A 14,979-nucleotide genomic window follows, 5' to 3' on the forward strand; every position below is an offset into this window, starting at 1 on the left:
CAGTGATACTAAATAGATAGAGGTAAATAAACTATCTTCGCAAAACATTTTTATAGGGAGGAAAAATGTATGAGTCATGCAGCGATTTCTGTAAAAGGCTTGAAAAAATCCTTTAAAGACAAGGAAGTTTTAAAAGGGGTAGATTTTGAGGTGCAGCGTGGAGAAATTTTCGCGCTGCTAGGCTCAAATGGAGCGGGAAAGACGACAACGGTCAACATCCTTTCGACACTAATGAAGCAAGATAGCGGTGAAGTAAGTATTTGTGGATTTGATGTACAGAGTCAACCAGATCATGTTCGTCAAAGTATCAGTTTGACAGGGCAGTTCGCAGCTTTAGACGGTATGCTGACTGGGAGGGAAAACTTGATAATGATCGCTAAGTTACGTGGTGTTTCCAATCCTGCTCAAGTTGCTGACAATCTACTTGCAAGATTTAGCCTGACTGATGCGGCAAACCAAAGGGCAGGTCAGTATTCAGGCGGGATGAAGCGCCGGCTTGATATCGCGATGAGTTTGATCGGGGCACCAGCAGTTATTTTTCTTGACGAACCAACGACTGGACTTGATCCTGAAGCGCGAATCGAAGTGTGGGATACAGTCAAGGAACTTGCCGGTAGCGGCACAACGATCTTGCTTACGACCCAGTACTTGGAAGAAGCCGAACAACTAGCAGACCGTATCGCTATTTTGCATGGCGGAAAAATTATTACGACAGGTACTCTTACTGAACTAAAAGAGATGTTCCCACCGGCAAAAGTGGAGTATATCGAGAAGCAACCGACATTGGAAGAAATATTCCTTGCGATCATTGGCAAAAAGGAGGAGATGTAAATGAAAAGTAAAACAGGTGTATTACTAGGTCGTTTAATGCGTAACATTATGCGCAGCCCGGATACAATTATTACAGTAGCGATTACGCCGATTATGATGATGCTATTGTTTGTATACGTATTTGGTGGGGCTATACAGACAGGAACAGATAACTACGTCAATTATTTATTGCCGGGAATTTTGCTAATGGCTATCGCATCCGGTGTAGCTTATACTTCTGTGCGACTCTTTACGGATGTAAAGAGTGGGCTGATGGCACGTTTCATTACGATGCCTATTAAGCGTTCATCGATATTGTGGGCTCATGTTTTAACCTCTCTTGTTGCTAATGTACTTACTATCGTTGTAGTTATTTTTGTTGCGCTCTTAATGGGTTTCCGTTCTAGTGCGAATATTCTAGATTGGCTTGCAGTAGCTGGCATACTAGGAATGTTTACGTTAGCGCTAACATGGTTGACTATCATTCCAGGGTTGACGGCAAAGTCTATGGAAGGGGCGACAGCCTACTCGTACCCACTAGTTTTTCTTCCATTTATTAGTTCAGCCTTCGTACCTACCGAAACGATGCCAAAAATTGTTCGTGTGTTTGCGGAGAATCAGCCTGTAACTTCAATCGTGAATGCGATTCGTGCTCTTTTATATGAAGGAACTGTTGGAAACGATATTTGGATTGCGCTCGCTTGGTGCGTAGGAATTATGGTTATTGCTTACTTCTTCGCTAGTAAAGCATTTAAACGTCAGTTAGGGTAAGAAACGTGATAAACGAAACCTTCAGGAATAATATATATTTAGAAAAGCACGGGAGATTTTCCGTGCTTTTATTATTTATCATGCTCTCATTGTAGTAAATGAAATGGTATTTAAAAATAGGATAATTATCCAGTGATAAAGCTTAATATTTGAGGCTCACTGCTTATGGAATGTATAAGCACACTCGTTTTTGTAAATCTGCTAATACTTCATCGGGTATTTCTTTGATTTTAATATCCTTCCCTAGAAAAAGCAGCCAATTTATTATTTCCGTCACTTCATCGGGATTGTTAACATTGATAAAAGTTTTTAAAATGGCTGTGGATTGGTAAGGATTAGTATAAGATATTGAAATTTTTAAAGGATGGTATTTTTTGAACTGGGCAATTGCTTTTGGTCCAAGTTCAAGTACCAAGTTGATTATTTCGTCCTTCTTACTTAGTTTTTCTAAAATCTTTTTCTTATTTAGCCTTTTGTTCGTCGTGTATGGTTCGATATTAATGAGATCATCGACAGGAAACATCATCTTCTTTTCTTTTTTTAAGTCAAACCCTTCAATGATCCAATGGCTTTTTTCTTGATAAAGGTGCAATAGATAAATTGGATAAGACTTGATTTCTTCATCTTCTTTCATAGTAATCAATAAATGGTTATCCAAAAGAAGGATTTGAATGAGTTTTTCTAACATAGGATGGGGGAGATCAGAAAGCTCAAGTAGATCGGGATTATGAGGGTTAGTCCCTTGGAAAAGCAAGAGTTGATTTAAAAGAACGAGATCATCTTGCTGGGTTTCTGAGATGAGTCCTAGTAGTTTTTCGGCTAAAGATTGACGACTCTTTAGGTAGGGAAGTTGTTGATTCCTCGTAGCCATAAAGGCAATAAAAAGAGCTTTCACTTCATTATCAGTAAAGCGAACAACGGGCAGGATAGAGTTGTGCATAACAAAATATCCCCCGGTCCTCCCAACTTCAGCGACAAGTGGCATTCCCATAGCTTCAATTTCTCTAATGTCTCTAATAGCTGTCGACCGTGATATGTTAAATTCTTGTATAATTTCAGGAATTGTAAAGTGAGAGCGGTTGTTGATATACCGCATAATTGTATTAATCCGTTCAACTTTTTTCATTTTAGTCTCCTAAACAGTATCATTTTTTGACATGGTTTAAAGGTATTATAAACGTATCAGATGAAAAGATAAATCGTTTGATTAATAAAAAAAGAGGCAGGTTTTGCATATGAAAAATTATACTATAGAAGAAAAAGATAGCTTTATTGTGTTAGGTATTGGAACTGAAATTAAGAGTGAATACACAGACTTTGCTGGAATAAATAAAGAAAAGGAAGACTTTTGGTCGGCTGTTAAAGAAGATGGAAGGCTGGACACTTTAAAAGCTTTAGCGACAAATGAATACATTTTTTCTGTGAGCGAAGCGGTGAATAACAAAATGATGTATTATGCGGGTGTCATGACAGAAGCACAAATAGAAGAAGAATCTAGAGTGATTCAGTTTCCTAAGGGAGAATACTTAGTAGTAAAAGGGGAAGACAAAACAGCTGAAAAGTTAAGTAATAAGTTGACTGGCATCGCCTTCGGTCAAGCTTTACCAGATGCAAATGAGTTTGCTTATGTTGGTGGACCAAATACAACGGTTGAGATGGGGAAAAGAAACGGCTTAGTGTTTGGTGAAATGTGGATTCCAGTTGTTAAGAAGTAAAGTGATAAAAGGTACGAATATGGGAAGTAGAGGCTAACAATCTTGGATTGTTGGCCTTTTTAACATGAATATAATATTCATATGTCTATTGTATTTTTTGCGGCAAGATTAAATAGCTTTTTTGTTACTTTACAATAAAGTATACTTAATATCAGTAATTCATGTAATTAGGGGTGGTTTCTATATTTAGAGAAAATACAAAAAGGATACTTCTGTCATTAGTAACAAATCCAATACTAATAATTGTATACGGGATTTTTTGTTATGAGTTGGCCTTATACTGTAAGTACGGAAGAATGAATTATAATATTTACATTTTGTTATTATGTATAGTACTTTTTATATCCATAACTACATTTACTACAATACGGGTGATAAAAAATAGAGAATATGAATCTAAAAAATTAACTAATTCAATAGCATGGAGATCCATTTCTATTATCATTATTGTTGTAATTACATCATTTTATGGGATGCAGATTTATAAAAGTGCAATAAATTACAATGGTAAATTGGCATGGTTTATAGAAAAGTTAAAACATGAAAGGTCAGTTAAACTTAAACATAATAATATATATAAGTCTGGAGTAGAAGGTATTTTTGAAGATATAAATAAAAAATATCCTTTGCCAAAGAAATTGTATATGGCAACTGATTTTGATCTTACATTTCATTCAGACGGAACAATCACAGCGTTTGATACATTTGTTTATGGGAAAAATGATGATGGGAAAGAAGAAACTTATTTAATCTCTTATAATAAGAAGAAGTCAGAAGATATTACTATAATACGAGACGGATACGCAAAGCCTGATTATAATGATGATAAATTAGTAGAACCTTTAATTGAAACGGTTAAGGCGATTCCAGTTAAGCAAACGGTTAGAAAATGGAATGAAAGTAAGTATGGGTTGATTTATTATGGAAAAAGAAATTGGGGATCCAATACAGAGGGAATTATTAATATTACTGAGGATGGTAAGGGGCAGAGTCTTAAAAAAGCAGCTTCTGATATCATTGGATATACTGTATCTATATTTGTCCCTGGAAAAGAGCAAGAGCTAGTCCCTGCTAGATATAATTTAATAAGTGACGCAAGTTGGAGTAAATCAAAGACGCCTCCAAAAGAAGATATGCTTAAAGAGAAGAAACAACAAGATTTAAAGAATGAAAAAGAACAGTTTTTCCTATCGAAAGAAGTTGGTTATAAACTAAATATGACAGATAAAGCATTAGGGAGCGCCTTTTATTCATTAAGCAAGACTAGTGATGAAGGGAAAACATGGGAGGTTATCAATCCAGACCCATTTAATGGGGGGATTGGTAGTGTATCAGGAATCACTTTTATAAATGATAAACTTGGGTTTTTAGGAGCAATTAGGCCTTCTGGTAATGAAGGAGAGTTATATCGCACAGATGATGGGGGAGTATCTTTTAAAAAGGTAGAATATCCGCCGCATGAAGTGAAATTAGATCATACACAGTCCACAATAAGTCCTTTTGATTCACCTAGTATGCCATATGAGAAAGATGGGGTTTTTAATATGTTAGTTGGACAAGGGGCAGATGGAGACTACAATGGCGATAGTAGTGCACTTTATCAATCAAAAGATAACGGAGAGACATGGGAATTTGTAGAAGAAGTGAAAAAGAAATAATTAGAATGTTTTTTTGAAAAATAAGGTAACTACTCAGCTATACATTTTATTTAGAAGTTTGGTAAGGGGTATAATTCCAGCCATGAAGATAAAAATGGACCTATACCTCGCTGCCTTTCTTTGTTTTATTTCTTATGCTTACTATCAACGCTATATTTATAGAAAGGTATTTTGGTGATATACAAAAATGGATTCGAAATATCACATGTTGTTTTGCTTTATTTGTAGTGGTTTTAGTAGCTCTATGGATAGGGTACTCTTAGATCCTAACTTAAGAGAATGAGAAGTATGTGATTACAATACATTAGATCCGATAATATTACTTAGTTGCATCGTTTTATATTAATCTTTTCTCTCCTCAATCATGATAAAATGTACAATAGGAAATTTTATGTAAAATAAAGGGGGAAGGTTTATGGTCAGCTTGAGTACATTGGTAGCTTTTGCAATTGTTTCGCTTAGCATGGTTTGTTCACCTGGGCCTAATATGATTTACCTCATTTCCCGTTCCATTACGCAAGGACGTATGGCGGGATTTATTTCTTTATTGGGCATCATGCTCGGATTTGTAATCTATATAATCGCAACTATGTTTGGACTTACAGTTCTATTCGTTGCTGTTCCCGCTGTATATGAAGCAGTAAAGTGGGCAGGTGCTGCTTACTTGCTCTGGCTCGCCTGGAATTCGATAAAACCTGGTGCTACATCTATTATGGAACCTCGTACGATTTCTAATGAGCCACCAAAGAAATTATTTCTGATGGGACTCATGACGAATCTTCTGAATCCAAAGATTGCTATTTTGTATGTATCACTTCTACCTCAATTTGAAGATCCAGAGAAGGGATCGTTGCTTTTTCAAGGTGCAGTTTTGGGGCTTACGCAAATCACTGTTAGCTTTATAGTTAACCTTGTAATTGTATGTACAGCAAGTAAAATTGCAAAATGGTTTGGCACACGCCCGACGTGGCTACGAGTACAGCGTTGGCTTATGGCAAGTGTTTTAACGGGGCTTGCTGTACGTCTTGCTTTTGAACGTCGACAGTAAGAGCCTCTTTACCGTCAGTTTCTATAATATAACCTAATAAATATTAATATAATTTATGTATAGTAGATATTTACCTTATAAAATAAGGGGGGAATATTATGACTGAGACAAACGAATCTTTAGAAGTTAATTTGAAAAAAGATGTGAAGTTTTCTATTATAATTCCTGCGCATAATGAAGAAAAGTACATTAGAAAATGTTTAGATTCAATTGCAAAGGCATCAGAGGCATATAAAGAGCAAACGGAAGTTATAGTTGTTTTAAATCGTTGTACAGATAAAACAGAGGAAATAGCAAAATCTTATAATTGTGTTACATTGAAAAATAACGATAAAAACTTATCTAAAATTCGAAATGCAGGGGCTAAAATAGCTAGTGGAGAAATAATCGTTACTATAGACGCTGATACCATAATGACAGAGTCTATGTTGTTTAATGTAGATAAATATTTAGCTTCAGGTACATACATTGGTGGTGGGGTGAATGGTAAGTTTGAAAGAATATCTTTAGGAATATTTCTCTCCGCAATGTTAATCATAATCCCCTTACTTTTTAAGTACGGAGCTATATCTGTAGGGATTTTTTGGTGCTATAGAAAAGACTTTATGGCAATCAACGGATTTAATGAAAACATGCTTATGGCAGAAGATGCAGATTTCGCTAAACGTTTAAAAGAGTGGGGAAAGAAAAATAATAAGAAATTCGGTACTATTAAAAATGGAATGATAACTTCATGCAGAAGATTTGATACATATGGAGACTGGACTTTACTTAAAAATCCAAAAGTAATTTTAGCTTATCTAAAAGGAAATGATAGAAAATACGCAGATAAGACATATTATGATAACCAAGAAAGATGAAAATGGAGAAAATCTGCAGGGGATAGCTAGTACTTTTTTAGATATAATGAGAATCCAACTTAATTTAATAGATATTATAAGAAAACCATCAATTTGATTATCTTTTTTCAAATTGATGGTTTTTATTTTTGAAATAAATATGTATTTTTTTATGAAAATATTTTTTGACCCCCATAAAACTATGTATTCCTCCGAATATGTATAGTGAAGAAAATAAATAGAAGAAAAATGACTATGAAAGAATATAGAAGCATTAATAAAATTACTAGATTAAGTGGGCATCCAAAATGGAAGGATGAAATTACCAATTATATAAAGAAGAGTTATTCAAGGATTGCAGATAAAATAGAAAAAGAATAAGCAAAACGAACACGGTAGAAAATAAGAAAGTAGATAAAAATACAAACTTAACTTTAGTGCCGAGAGAAAAGGAAAAATCATTAAGAAAACGTTAGACTCTAAAAATATAACTAACAGCAAAAAAAACAAGACCGAAGAAAAGTACCAAGAAAATCTGGTTAAATGGTCACTTGTGTAGTGGCCATTTTGCTATTTGAAGGAGGCTGGGAGATTACAAGTGTTGAGTTTAGTAATGAAGATCTTAAGAAAACCGAAAATAGAAGATATCGTATGTAACATACAAAACAACGAAGAAGATAAAGAAGCATTTATCGTACAGTATCAGCCTTTTATTAGAAAATCAATTTCATCTGTCTGCCGCCGGTATATTACAGAACAGGATGATGAATATAGCATTGGATTGTTTGCGTTTAACGAAGCAATTGAACAGTATTCATATACAAAAGGAAAATCCTTTTTAGCGTTTGCTGATCTTCTTATAAAAAGAGATGTAATTGACTATATACGTAAGGAGTCTAAACATAACTTTGTCTTTTTAAAAGAAGATGAGCAAGAGGAAATGTTAGAAATGCAAGTGTCGCTTACGGAGTATATGAAAGAGATGGAAAATAGTAACCGTAAGGAGGAAATTCTTCATTTTCAAAGTGTGCTAGCTGAGTTTAAAATCACATTCTCAGAGCTTGCTAAAGAATCTCCTAAGCATCGTGATACACGTGAGCACTTAATAGGAATTGTGAAAATAATTATAAAAGAAGAGGAAATGATGGAAGAGCTGTTCCGAAAGAAAAAGTTACCGCTTAAACATATTGAACCGCGTGTTAGGGTAAGTCGTAAAACGTTGGAACGACATAGAAAATACATTATTGCAATGTGTATTATTTTTGCAAACAACTATACATATATTCTGGATTACATAAGAGGGGAAAAGCATGATGAATAAAGGAATTGTGATGGATATAAAAAAGCATAGCGTAGTTGTTTTAACACCAAATGGAGAGTTTATTACGTGTAAAAGAAAAGGGGATTCTTGCATAATCGGGGAGGAAATCTCGTTTGATGAGCAAGAACAAAAAGCATCGCATTTTTCGATTCCTTCCTTTTTAAAGCCTGCATCAATACTTGTTGCTTGTTTTCTATTTGCAGTGCTGTTTTTCTACAACCAACCAGAAGAAAAAGTATTTGCTTACGTCTCAGTTGATATAAATCCAAGTTTAGAGGTGAGCGTAACAAAGGATTTTCGTGTTATAGATTTGCAGGCTTGTAATGATGATGGAAGGCGTATTTTAAAAGAATTGAAGCAATGGGAAAATAAACAATTACAAGAAGTAATACGTACTATTATAAAGCAAAGTCAAGAGGATAAGTATTTAACGAATGATAAGCAAGTTATGCTAACAGCTGTTGCAAAGGACAAGGCACTAGAACCACTTTTGGAAAAGGCAATGAAAGAATTAAAGAAAGAATATGAGCTAAAACATATTACAGTTGAATATCAAAGTAGCACAATGCAAATACGAGAGAATGCTAGAAAAGCTGGAATTGGCACAGGTGTTTATATAAAGCAAGAGAATGAGAAGAACAAATCACTTACGCCTCCTGTCACCCCGTCTAATCCGGTGGAAAACGAAGAAGAGGTAAAATCACAGCCGGAGTCATCTCCTGATGCAACACTCGATTTGTCTCCTGTAAAAGAAAAAAAATATGAAAAGCAAGAGCAGAAAGAACAAAAGAAAACAGAGGAACAGCCATCGAAGCAAATAAAAGAAAACAATGGAAGAGGATCTCAGCAAGAAAATAGAGGGAATCAACAGGAGAATAACAGTAGAGAAGCTCAACAAGGAAATAATGGGAATCAGCAAGGGAACAACGGAAGAGGATCTCAACAAGGGAATAATGGGAATCAGCAAGGGAACAACGGAAGAGGATCTCAACAAGGAAATAATGGGAATCAGCAAGGGAACAACGGAAGAGAATCTCAACAGGGAAATAACGGAAACGAGCAAGGGAACAACGGAAGAGGGTCTCAACAAGGGAATAATGGAAATGGGCAAGGGAACAATGGAAGAAATCCTCAACAAGGAAATAATGGGAATCAGCAAGGGAACAATGGAAGAGGATCCCAGAAAGAAAATGACGGAAACGAGCAAGGAAACAATGGTAGGGGGTCTCAACAAGAAAATAGAGGCCACCAGCAAGGGAATGAAAAGAAGAATCAATAGAATATGGAAGTGAGAGATTCATTTCAAAGCTAAAAGGATTTCTCTCGCTATTGTGGGCAGTAAAACTCCCATCTCAAAATTTGGCTGGGGCAAAGAAGTTAGGTGGGAGTTGGGCTGCTTGTAAATGCCCAATTGGTGAGGGCTGATTAAAGTTGCACTTTATTATTTTATAGTTCTATTAAGAAGGAGTATGTGAAAAATATAATGGAGAAAAACATTCAACAAGAGAAAGATAAAGAAAAACCTGTTTTTTATGATCCGAAAGGAAGGAGAAACATAGCCTTTATTTGGTTTCTATGTATCTCAATAGTTAGTGTAAGTGTTGTATTTTATTTTTTCTTTCAAAGTATTTTTTCAACACCAGAAATTCCAAATATGAATAGCGCTGTACAACAAGATACTAAACTTGTACCAATTAATCAAAAACTTAGTGATCAGCAGTTAAAGAAGGAAGCATTTAACCCAAATACCGAAACAAAGGATAATAAAAATTTGGTGAATCCGCCGAAGGATAGTAAACATCCTAAAGAAGTGTATGGTTTTTATGTAAACTGGGATGAAAATAGTACCGCTTCTTTAAAAGAAAATATCGATTCATTAACTACGTTAGTACCAGAGTGGTATCATTTAAAAGCAGATTTAACGATTAGAAGTGAGATAAAACCTGAGATAGTAAAGTTGGCAGAAAAAAATCAAGTGAAGATTATGCCTTTGCTTACTAACTATACTGAGGAAGCTTCTGGTCCTGATAGTGGGCTAATTCATAAGTTACTGAGTTCCTCAAACGATGTAAAGACAAAGTTTATTAATGATTTAGTAATCCAAGTTAAAAAAAATCAGTTTTCAGGTATTAATATTGACTTTGAGGCCGTACCTGAAAGTGATAGAGAAAACTTAACAAATTTTATGAAAGAACTTACTAAGGAATTTCATGAACATGATTTGCTCGTTACACAAGATGTTCCAGCTAATGATAAGGCTTTTGATTATAGTGCGTTAGCAAAAATAATAGATCGAATGATTGTAATGATGTACGATGAGCACTATGGAGCGGGGGAACCAGGACCAATTGCTTCAAATAAATGGTTCCAACATACATTAAAAGAACTGAATATTCCGTCTAATAAACTTATAGTTGCTTTCGGTAACTATGGATATGATTGGGAAGTAAATAGTAAAGAAGCTGCAAAGTCTATGACTTTTTCAGAAGTTATGGCAATGGCTCATGATTCAAATATAAAAATTCAATGGGATAAGGTGAGTGGAAATCCGTATTTTAGATATAAAACAGGAGAGAAAGAACATACTGCTTGGTTCTTAGACGGTGTTACTCTTTATAATCAAGTGAAAATCGCAATGGACAATCATGCAAAGGGGTTTGCGCTATGGAGATTAGGAGCAGAAGATCCTACAATATGGAAAGTTTTAAAAAATCCTATTGAGGTACAAAAAAATCCTAATGTATTACATAAAATCAGTAGTTTAGATGAAGTGAATTATTCTGGACAAGGTGAAATTTTACAGATTGAGAATGAAAGAAAAAATGGATTGAGAGATTTTAAAGTAGGCAAAGATGATTATATTACAGATGAAGTATATCAATCCTTACCATCTGCATATGAAGTGCAACGATATGGAAAACCAAATGGGAAACAAGTAGTATTAACATTTGATGATGGACCAGACCCGAAATATACGCCAGAAATATTAGATATATTAAAAGAGAATCAAATAAAAGCTGCTTTTTTTGTGCTTGGTGAAAACGCGCAACTAAATACTAGTATTGTAAAAAGAATATACGATGAAGGGCATGAAATTGGCAATCATACTTTCAAGCATCCTAACATAGCAGATACGTCTTTACTACGAACGAAAGTAGAACTTAATACGACGCAACGTTTAATTCAGGAAGTAACTGGACATTCTACGGTTTTATTTAGACCGCCATATGAAGCGGATGCTAGCCCGGATTCATCAAATGAAATATTGCCTATTTTACGTGCACAAAATATGAACTATACAATGGTAGCGGAAAAAGTTGATCCCGAAGACTGGGCAATACCATCAACAAATGAATTAGTAAAGCGTGCTCTTAATCCCATTTATAAGGGAGAGGGAAATATTATTCTTCTCCATGATGCGGGAGGGAACCGTACACATACAGTAGAGGCGCTCCCAATCATTATTAAAGACCTAAAAAAGCATGGATATAGTTTTGTAACAATTTCAGATTTAATGAATAAAGAACGAGATGAAATTATGCCTCCTGTTTCTTCTGAGGGGAAGCAATATTTACTTTACAATAAAGCTGTCTTTTCAGGGGCAGGATACTTTAAGCATATATTAACAACTATTTTTTATATTGCTATTGGATTAGGGATTTTTCGATTTTTATTCTTAATTTATTTTGCATGGAAGCAGAAAAGAAAAATGTTATCTCGCTATATTAATTCGTCCTATCAACCTTTTGTTAGTGTTGTCATAGCAGCATATAATGAAGAAAAGGTGATAGCCAAGACGATTCGCTCAATTTTGGATAGTAATTATAGAGAATTTGAAGTTATTGTTGTGGATGACGGATCGACAGATGGTACGTCAAAAGTAATGAAAGAAACATTTTATAAACACCCTAAAGTTCGTTTCATTCAGAAAGAAAACGGCGGGAAATCATCGGCAATGAACCTAGGGTTTCAACAATCGCGAGGAGAAATCATTGTCACTTTAGATGCGGATACTATTATTGCGCAAGACGCCATTTCTCTAATGGTTAGACACTTTGAAGATCAGAATGTAGCTGCAGTTTCAGGTAATGTCAAAGTGGGGAATAGACGGAATTTGTTAACTACTTGGCAACATGTTGAGTACATTACAGGGTTTAATTTAGAACGTAGAGCTTTTGATGAGTTAAATTGTATTACAGTAGTTCCAGGAGCTATTGGGGCGTGGCGCAAAAAGAATGTAGTTGAATCTGGATATTTAAGCGAAGATACGTTAGCAGAAGATACGGATCTTACTATTACATTTTTACGTCAAGGGCATAGAATTGTATATGAAGAAAAAGCGCATGCTTTTACGGAATCACCTGAAGATGTGAAAAGTCTCATTAAACAGCGGTATCGTTGGTCATATGGTACACTTCAATGTCTTTGGAAACATCGAAAAGCGTTATGTAATCCAAAGCATAAAACATTAGGATTTATTGCACTGCCTAATATGTGGTTATTCCAATATGTGCTGCAATTCATTGCTCCTTTTGCAGATATATTAATGATTATAGGACTATTTAGTAGTAATCCGCTAAAAGTTTTAGGATTTTATCTTGTTTTCTTTTTAATGGATCTTCTCGCTTCTCTGTTCGCATTTAAATTAGAGGAAGAGAACCCAAAACCATTGGCATGGTTAATTTTACAACGTTTTATTTATCGCCAATTTATGACTTATGTTGTCATTAAATCTATATTCTCATCGCTTCGAGGAGTAGCGGTAGGGTGGAATAAACTAAAGAGACTGGGGAGTGTTAAACATTCCACGGAACATAAGGAGGCATCATAAAAGAGCAGACTATCTGCTCTTTTTTTCATTGGTTTTAGTTAGTTGAATGTAGAGTTGTAGTATAAAAACTGCTGCTTCTATAATGAGATTCCTATTCATCATTAATGGTGAGACATTATGTTAAGCTAATCCTTTAGTTTCGGATTAAAGTTTTTTTATATTTTTTTAAAATGACGGACACAAAAACGCATATACCTCCGAATTATATATATGGATAACATAAATATGTATATAAAAGGGGAGAAATAAGATGAAAGAAAAAAAAGAAATGTTTCAAGAAATCGCTGAGGTGTTAAAGGTATTGGCGCATCCAGTTCGTCTATCTTTAGTAAAAATAATGCTTGCAAAAGGTCCTACTAATGTAACAACAATGTATGGGGATTTACAAATGCCTCAAAGTACAATTAGTCAACATTTATCTAAACTAAAAGCTGCTAAAATGGTTACAGGTACTCGGAAAGGATTAGAAATTTATTATGAGGTAACTGACAATCGCACAAAATCAATATTAGCATGTTTAGTTTAAATAATGACTTCTATTTCAAAATAAAAAACGCTATTCTTTTCTATGATTTTACAGAGAGAATAGCGTTTTTTATTTTTAAGGAGTATCTTTTTATATGCCTATAGAATGGAGTGAAAGGTTTATGGGTTTAAATGTACCCTACCATTACCTTAGGTTCTAATGCGTCTAATAATGAAAAAATTCTCGGTTTAGGGGTGCTTCTTTATAGCTTACGTACAATTGAGATTAGAAAAAGTAGAGCGAGCGCTTAATGAGGCGGAAGTAGTGTTTATATGCGAAACTTTATAGAAATCTCATTTTTCTAATTGTATCTTTTTAGATTGATGGATGTGGGGTCACGTCCATCAATCTAAGAAAACAAGTTAGCTAAAAAATGATGAAAATAAACTTTATAGAAATAAAAAATATGAACGTAGAGGATTAAACAAAGTATATAGTGCTTTTTTAGTCATGTAATCTTTTAATCTGATGATCTTTTCCCCATTCAAACAGATCATTCATTATTTGCATTAAAGATTTTCCGTATTCACTTATGGTGTACTCAACCTTTGGTGGTACTTCTTGATATACGGTACGATAGATAATCCCATCAGCTTCAAGTTGCCGAAGTTGTTGTGTAAGAACCTTTTGTGTAATGTTTGGGATTTCTCGTTTAATTTCATTTGTTCGCATTTTTCCATCCGACAAAATACATAAAATATGAACTTTCCATTTTCCACCGATTACATCGAGTGTTGTTGCAATTGGGCAATTATCATTTTGATTCATATAACACCTCCAAAGGTACTTCAAGGTTCCTATAGTACCTGAAAGTACGTACTTTTCAATTATATGTAACTCATTCATACTAATACGTAAAGGATTGATTAATTTATAAAGGGGCTGGAAAATGATGAGAACACTTGTAATTGTAGCACACCCTCATATTGAAAAATCAAAAATTAATAAAAGATGGATAGAAGAACTTGAGAAACATTCAGATGAAATTACGGTGCATGAATTATATAAGGTGGCACCGGATTGGGAGTTTAATATTGAAGAAGAGCAAAAGTTATTAGTAGAACATGACAGATATATATTTCAATTTCCGCTTTACTGGTACAGCACACCACCATTATTAAAAAAATGGTTCGATGATGTATTAACATATGGATTTGCGTACGGATCACAAGGAGATAAAGTGAAGGGGAAAGAATTTGGTGTAGCTATTTCTATAGGTGGATTAGAAAAAGACTATGAAAATAGTGGGATTACAATGGATGAGTTGACGAAACCATTCCAAGCTACATGCCTATATACAGGTATGGAATTTATACCTTCCTTTTATTTATATGGTGCAGAATACAAACTAAGTGATGAAGAGATTGATAAAAGTGCACCTGAGTATGTGCAATATGTAATGAACAAGAAGTATTCTAATATATAATGAAAAATAGCCATTTACTTGTGAAGTAAATGGC

14 protein-coding genes and 1 pseudogene are annotated in these 14,979 nt (G+C 34.5%); 13 read left to right on the forward strand and 2 right to left on the reverse strand.

Going from position 1 to position 14,979, the window contains the following annotated elements; translation table 11 throughout:
• Positions 1-69: 69 nt before the first annotated feature.
• Positions 70-831: an ABC transporter ATP-binding protein gene (locus ACTJJY_RS16380; protein ID WP_440606013.1), complete on the forward strand. Its 762-nt coding sequence runs from the start codon at positions 70-72 to the stop codon at positions 829-831.
• Positions 832-1,581 carry an ABC transporter permease gene (locus tag ACTJJY_RS16385; protein ID WP_440606014.1) on the forward strand — a complete coding sequence of 250 codons (750 nt, stop codon included), beginning with the start codon at positions 832-834 and terminating at the stop codon, positions 1,579-1,581.
• Between the two features lie 163 nt (positions 1,582-1,744).
• Here the strand turns inward: ACTJJY_RS16385 and ACTJJY_RS16390 are convergent, their stop codons facing one another.
• Entirely contained in the window at positions 1,745-2,707 is a 963-nt protein-coding gene (locus tag ACTJJY_RS16390; protein ID WP_440606015.1) for a helix-turn-helix transcriptional regulator, read from the reverse strand.
• A gap of 109 nt (positions 2,708-2,816) precedes the next feature.
• Between ACTJJY_RS16390 and ACTJJY_RS16395 the strand changes: the two genes are divergently transcribed.
• The 10 genes and pseudogenes from ACTJJY_RS16395 to ACTJJY_RS16440 all read left to right on the forward strand — a co-directional run bounded on the left by ACTJJY_RS16395 (position 2,817) and on the right by ACTJJY_RS16440 (position 13,519).
• Positions 2,817-3,296, forward strand: coding sequence for a GyrI-like domain-containing protein (locus tag ACTJJY_RS16395; RefSeq protein WP_440606016.1), 480 nt, complete (start codon positions 2,817-2,819; stop codon positions 3,294-3,296).
• A gap of 173 nt (positions 3,297-3,469) precedes the next feature.
• Positions 3,470-4,954, forward strand: a complete 1,485-nt coding sequence (locus ACTJJY_RS16400; RefSeq protein ID WP_078994385.1) for a WD40/YVTN/BNR-like repeat-containing protein — start codon at positions 3,470-3,472, stop codon at positions 4,952-4,954.
• 107 nt (positions 4,955-5,061) lie between these two features.
• A pseudogene (locus ACTJJY_RS16405) lies at positions 5,062-5,217 on the forward strand (DUF3963 domain-containing protein); the annotation flags it as partial.
• A 152-nt stretch (positions 5,218-5,369) separates the two neighbouring features.
• On the forward strand, positions 5,370-6,002 hold the full coding sequence (locus tag ACTJJY_RS16410; protein ID WP_440606017.1) for a LysE family translocator: 633 nt from the start codon (positions 5,370-5,372) through the stop codon (positions 6,000-6,002).
• Positions 6,003-6,100: 98 nt separating this feature from the next.
• Positions 6,101-6,862, forward strand: a complete 762-nt coding sequence (locus ACTJJY_RS16415; protein ID WP_416515992.1) for a glycosyltransferase — start codon at positions 6,101-6,103, stop codon at positions 6,860-6,862.
• Between the two features lie 234 nt (positions 6,863-7,096).
• Entirely contained in the window at positions 7,097-7,222 is a 126-nt protein-coding gene (locus tag ACTJJY_RS16420) for a hypothetical protein (RefSeq protein ID WP_257130312.1), read from the forward strand.
• 217 nt (positions 7,223-7,439) lie between these two features.
• Positions 7,440-8,162: an RNA polymerase sigma factor SigI gene (gene sigI / locus ACTJJY_RS16425; RefSeq protein WP_440606018.1), complete on the forward strand. Its 723-nt coding sequence runs from the start codon at positions 7,440-7,442 to the stop codon at positions 8,160-8,162.
• Complete coding sequence (locus ACTJJY_RS16430; RefSeq protein WP_440606019.1) at positions 8,152-9,441, forward strand: anti-sigma factor domain-containing protein; 1,290 nt, start codon at positions 8,152-8,154, stop codon at positions 9,439-9,441. The genes sigI and ACTJJY_RS16430 overlap by 11 nt, the downstream gene beginning before the upstream one ends.
• 204 nt (positions 9,442-9,645) lie before the next feature.
• Positions 9,646-12,993, forward strand: a complete 3,348-nt coding sequence (locus ACTJJY_RS16435; protein WP_440606020.1) for a glycosyltransferase — start codon at positions 9,646-9,648, stop codon at positions 12,991-12,993.
• 250 nt (positions 12,994-13,243) lie between these two features.
• The gene (locus tag ACTJJY_RS16440; RefSeq protein WP_000660066.1) at positions 13,244-13,519 is read left to right on the forward strand and encodes an ArsR/SmtB family transcription factor; all 276 of its coding nucleotides are present in this window, start codon (positions 13,244-13,246) and stop codon (positions 13,517-13,519) included.
• 444 nt (positions 13,520-13,963) lie between these two features.
• On the opposite strand, the gene ACTJJY_RS16445 is transcribed toward ACTJJY_RS16440, so the two are convergent.
• Positions 13,964-14,287, reverse strand: a complete 324-nt coding sequence (locus ACTJJY_RS16445; RefSeq protein ID WP_001072980.1) for a winged helix-turn-helix transcriptional regulator — start codon at positions 14,285-14,287, stop codon at positions 13,964-13,966.
• A 124-nt stretch (positions 14,288-14,411) separates the two neighbouring features.
• On the opposite strand from ACTJJY_RS16445, the gene ACTJJY_RS16450 reads away from it, so the two are divergent.
• Positions 14,412-14,945, forward strand: a complete 534-nt coding sequence (locus tag ACTJJY_RS16450; RefSeq protein WP_016123075.1) for an NAD(P)H-dependent oxidoreductase — start codon at positions 14,412-14,414, stop codon at positions 14,943-14,945.
• Positions 14,946-14,979: the final 34 nt, after the last annotated feature.

This window comes from Bacillus sp. 22475 (assembly GCF_052044835.1).
Classification (GTDB): domain Bacteria; phylum Bacillota; class Bacilli; order Bacillales; family Bacillaceae_G; genus Bacillus_A; species Bacillus_A cereus.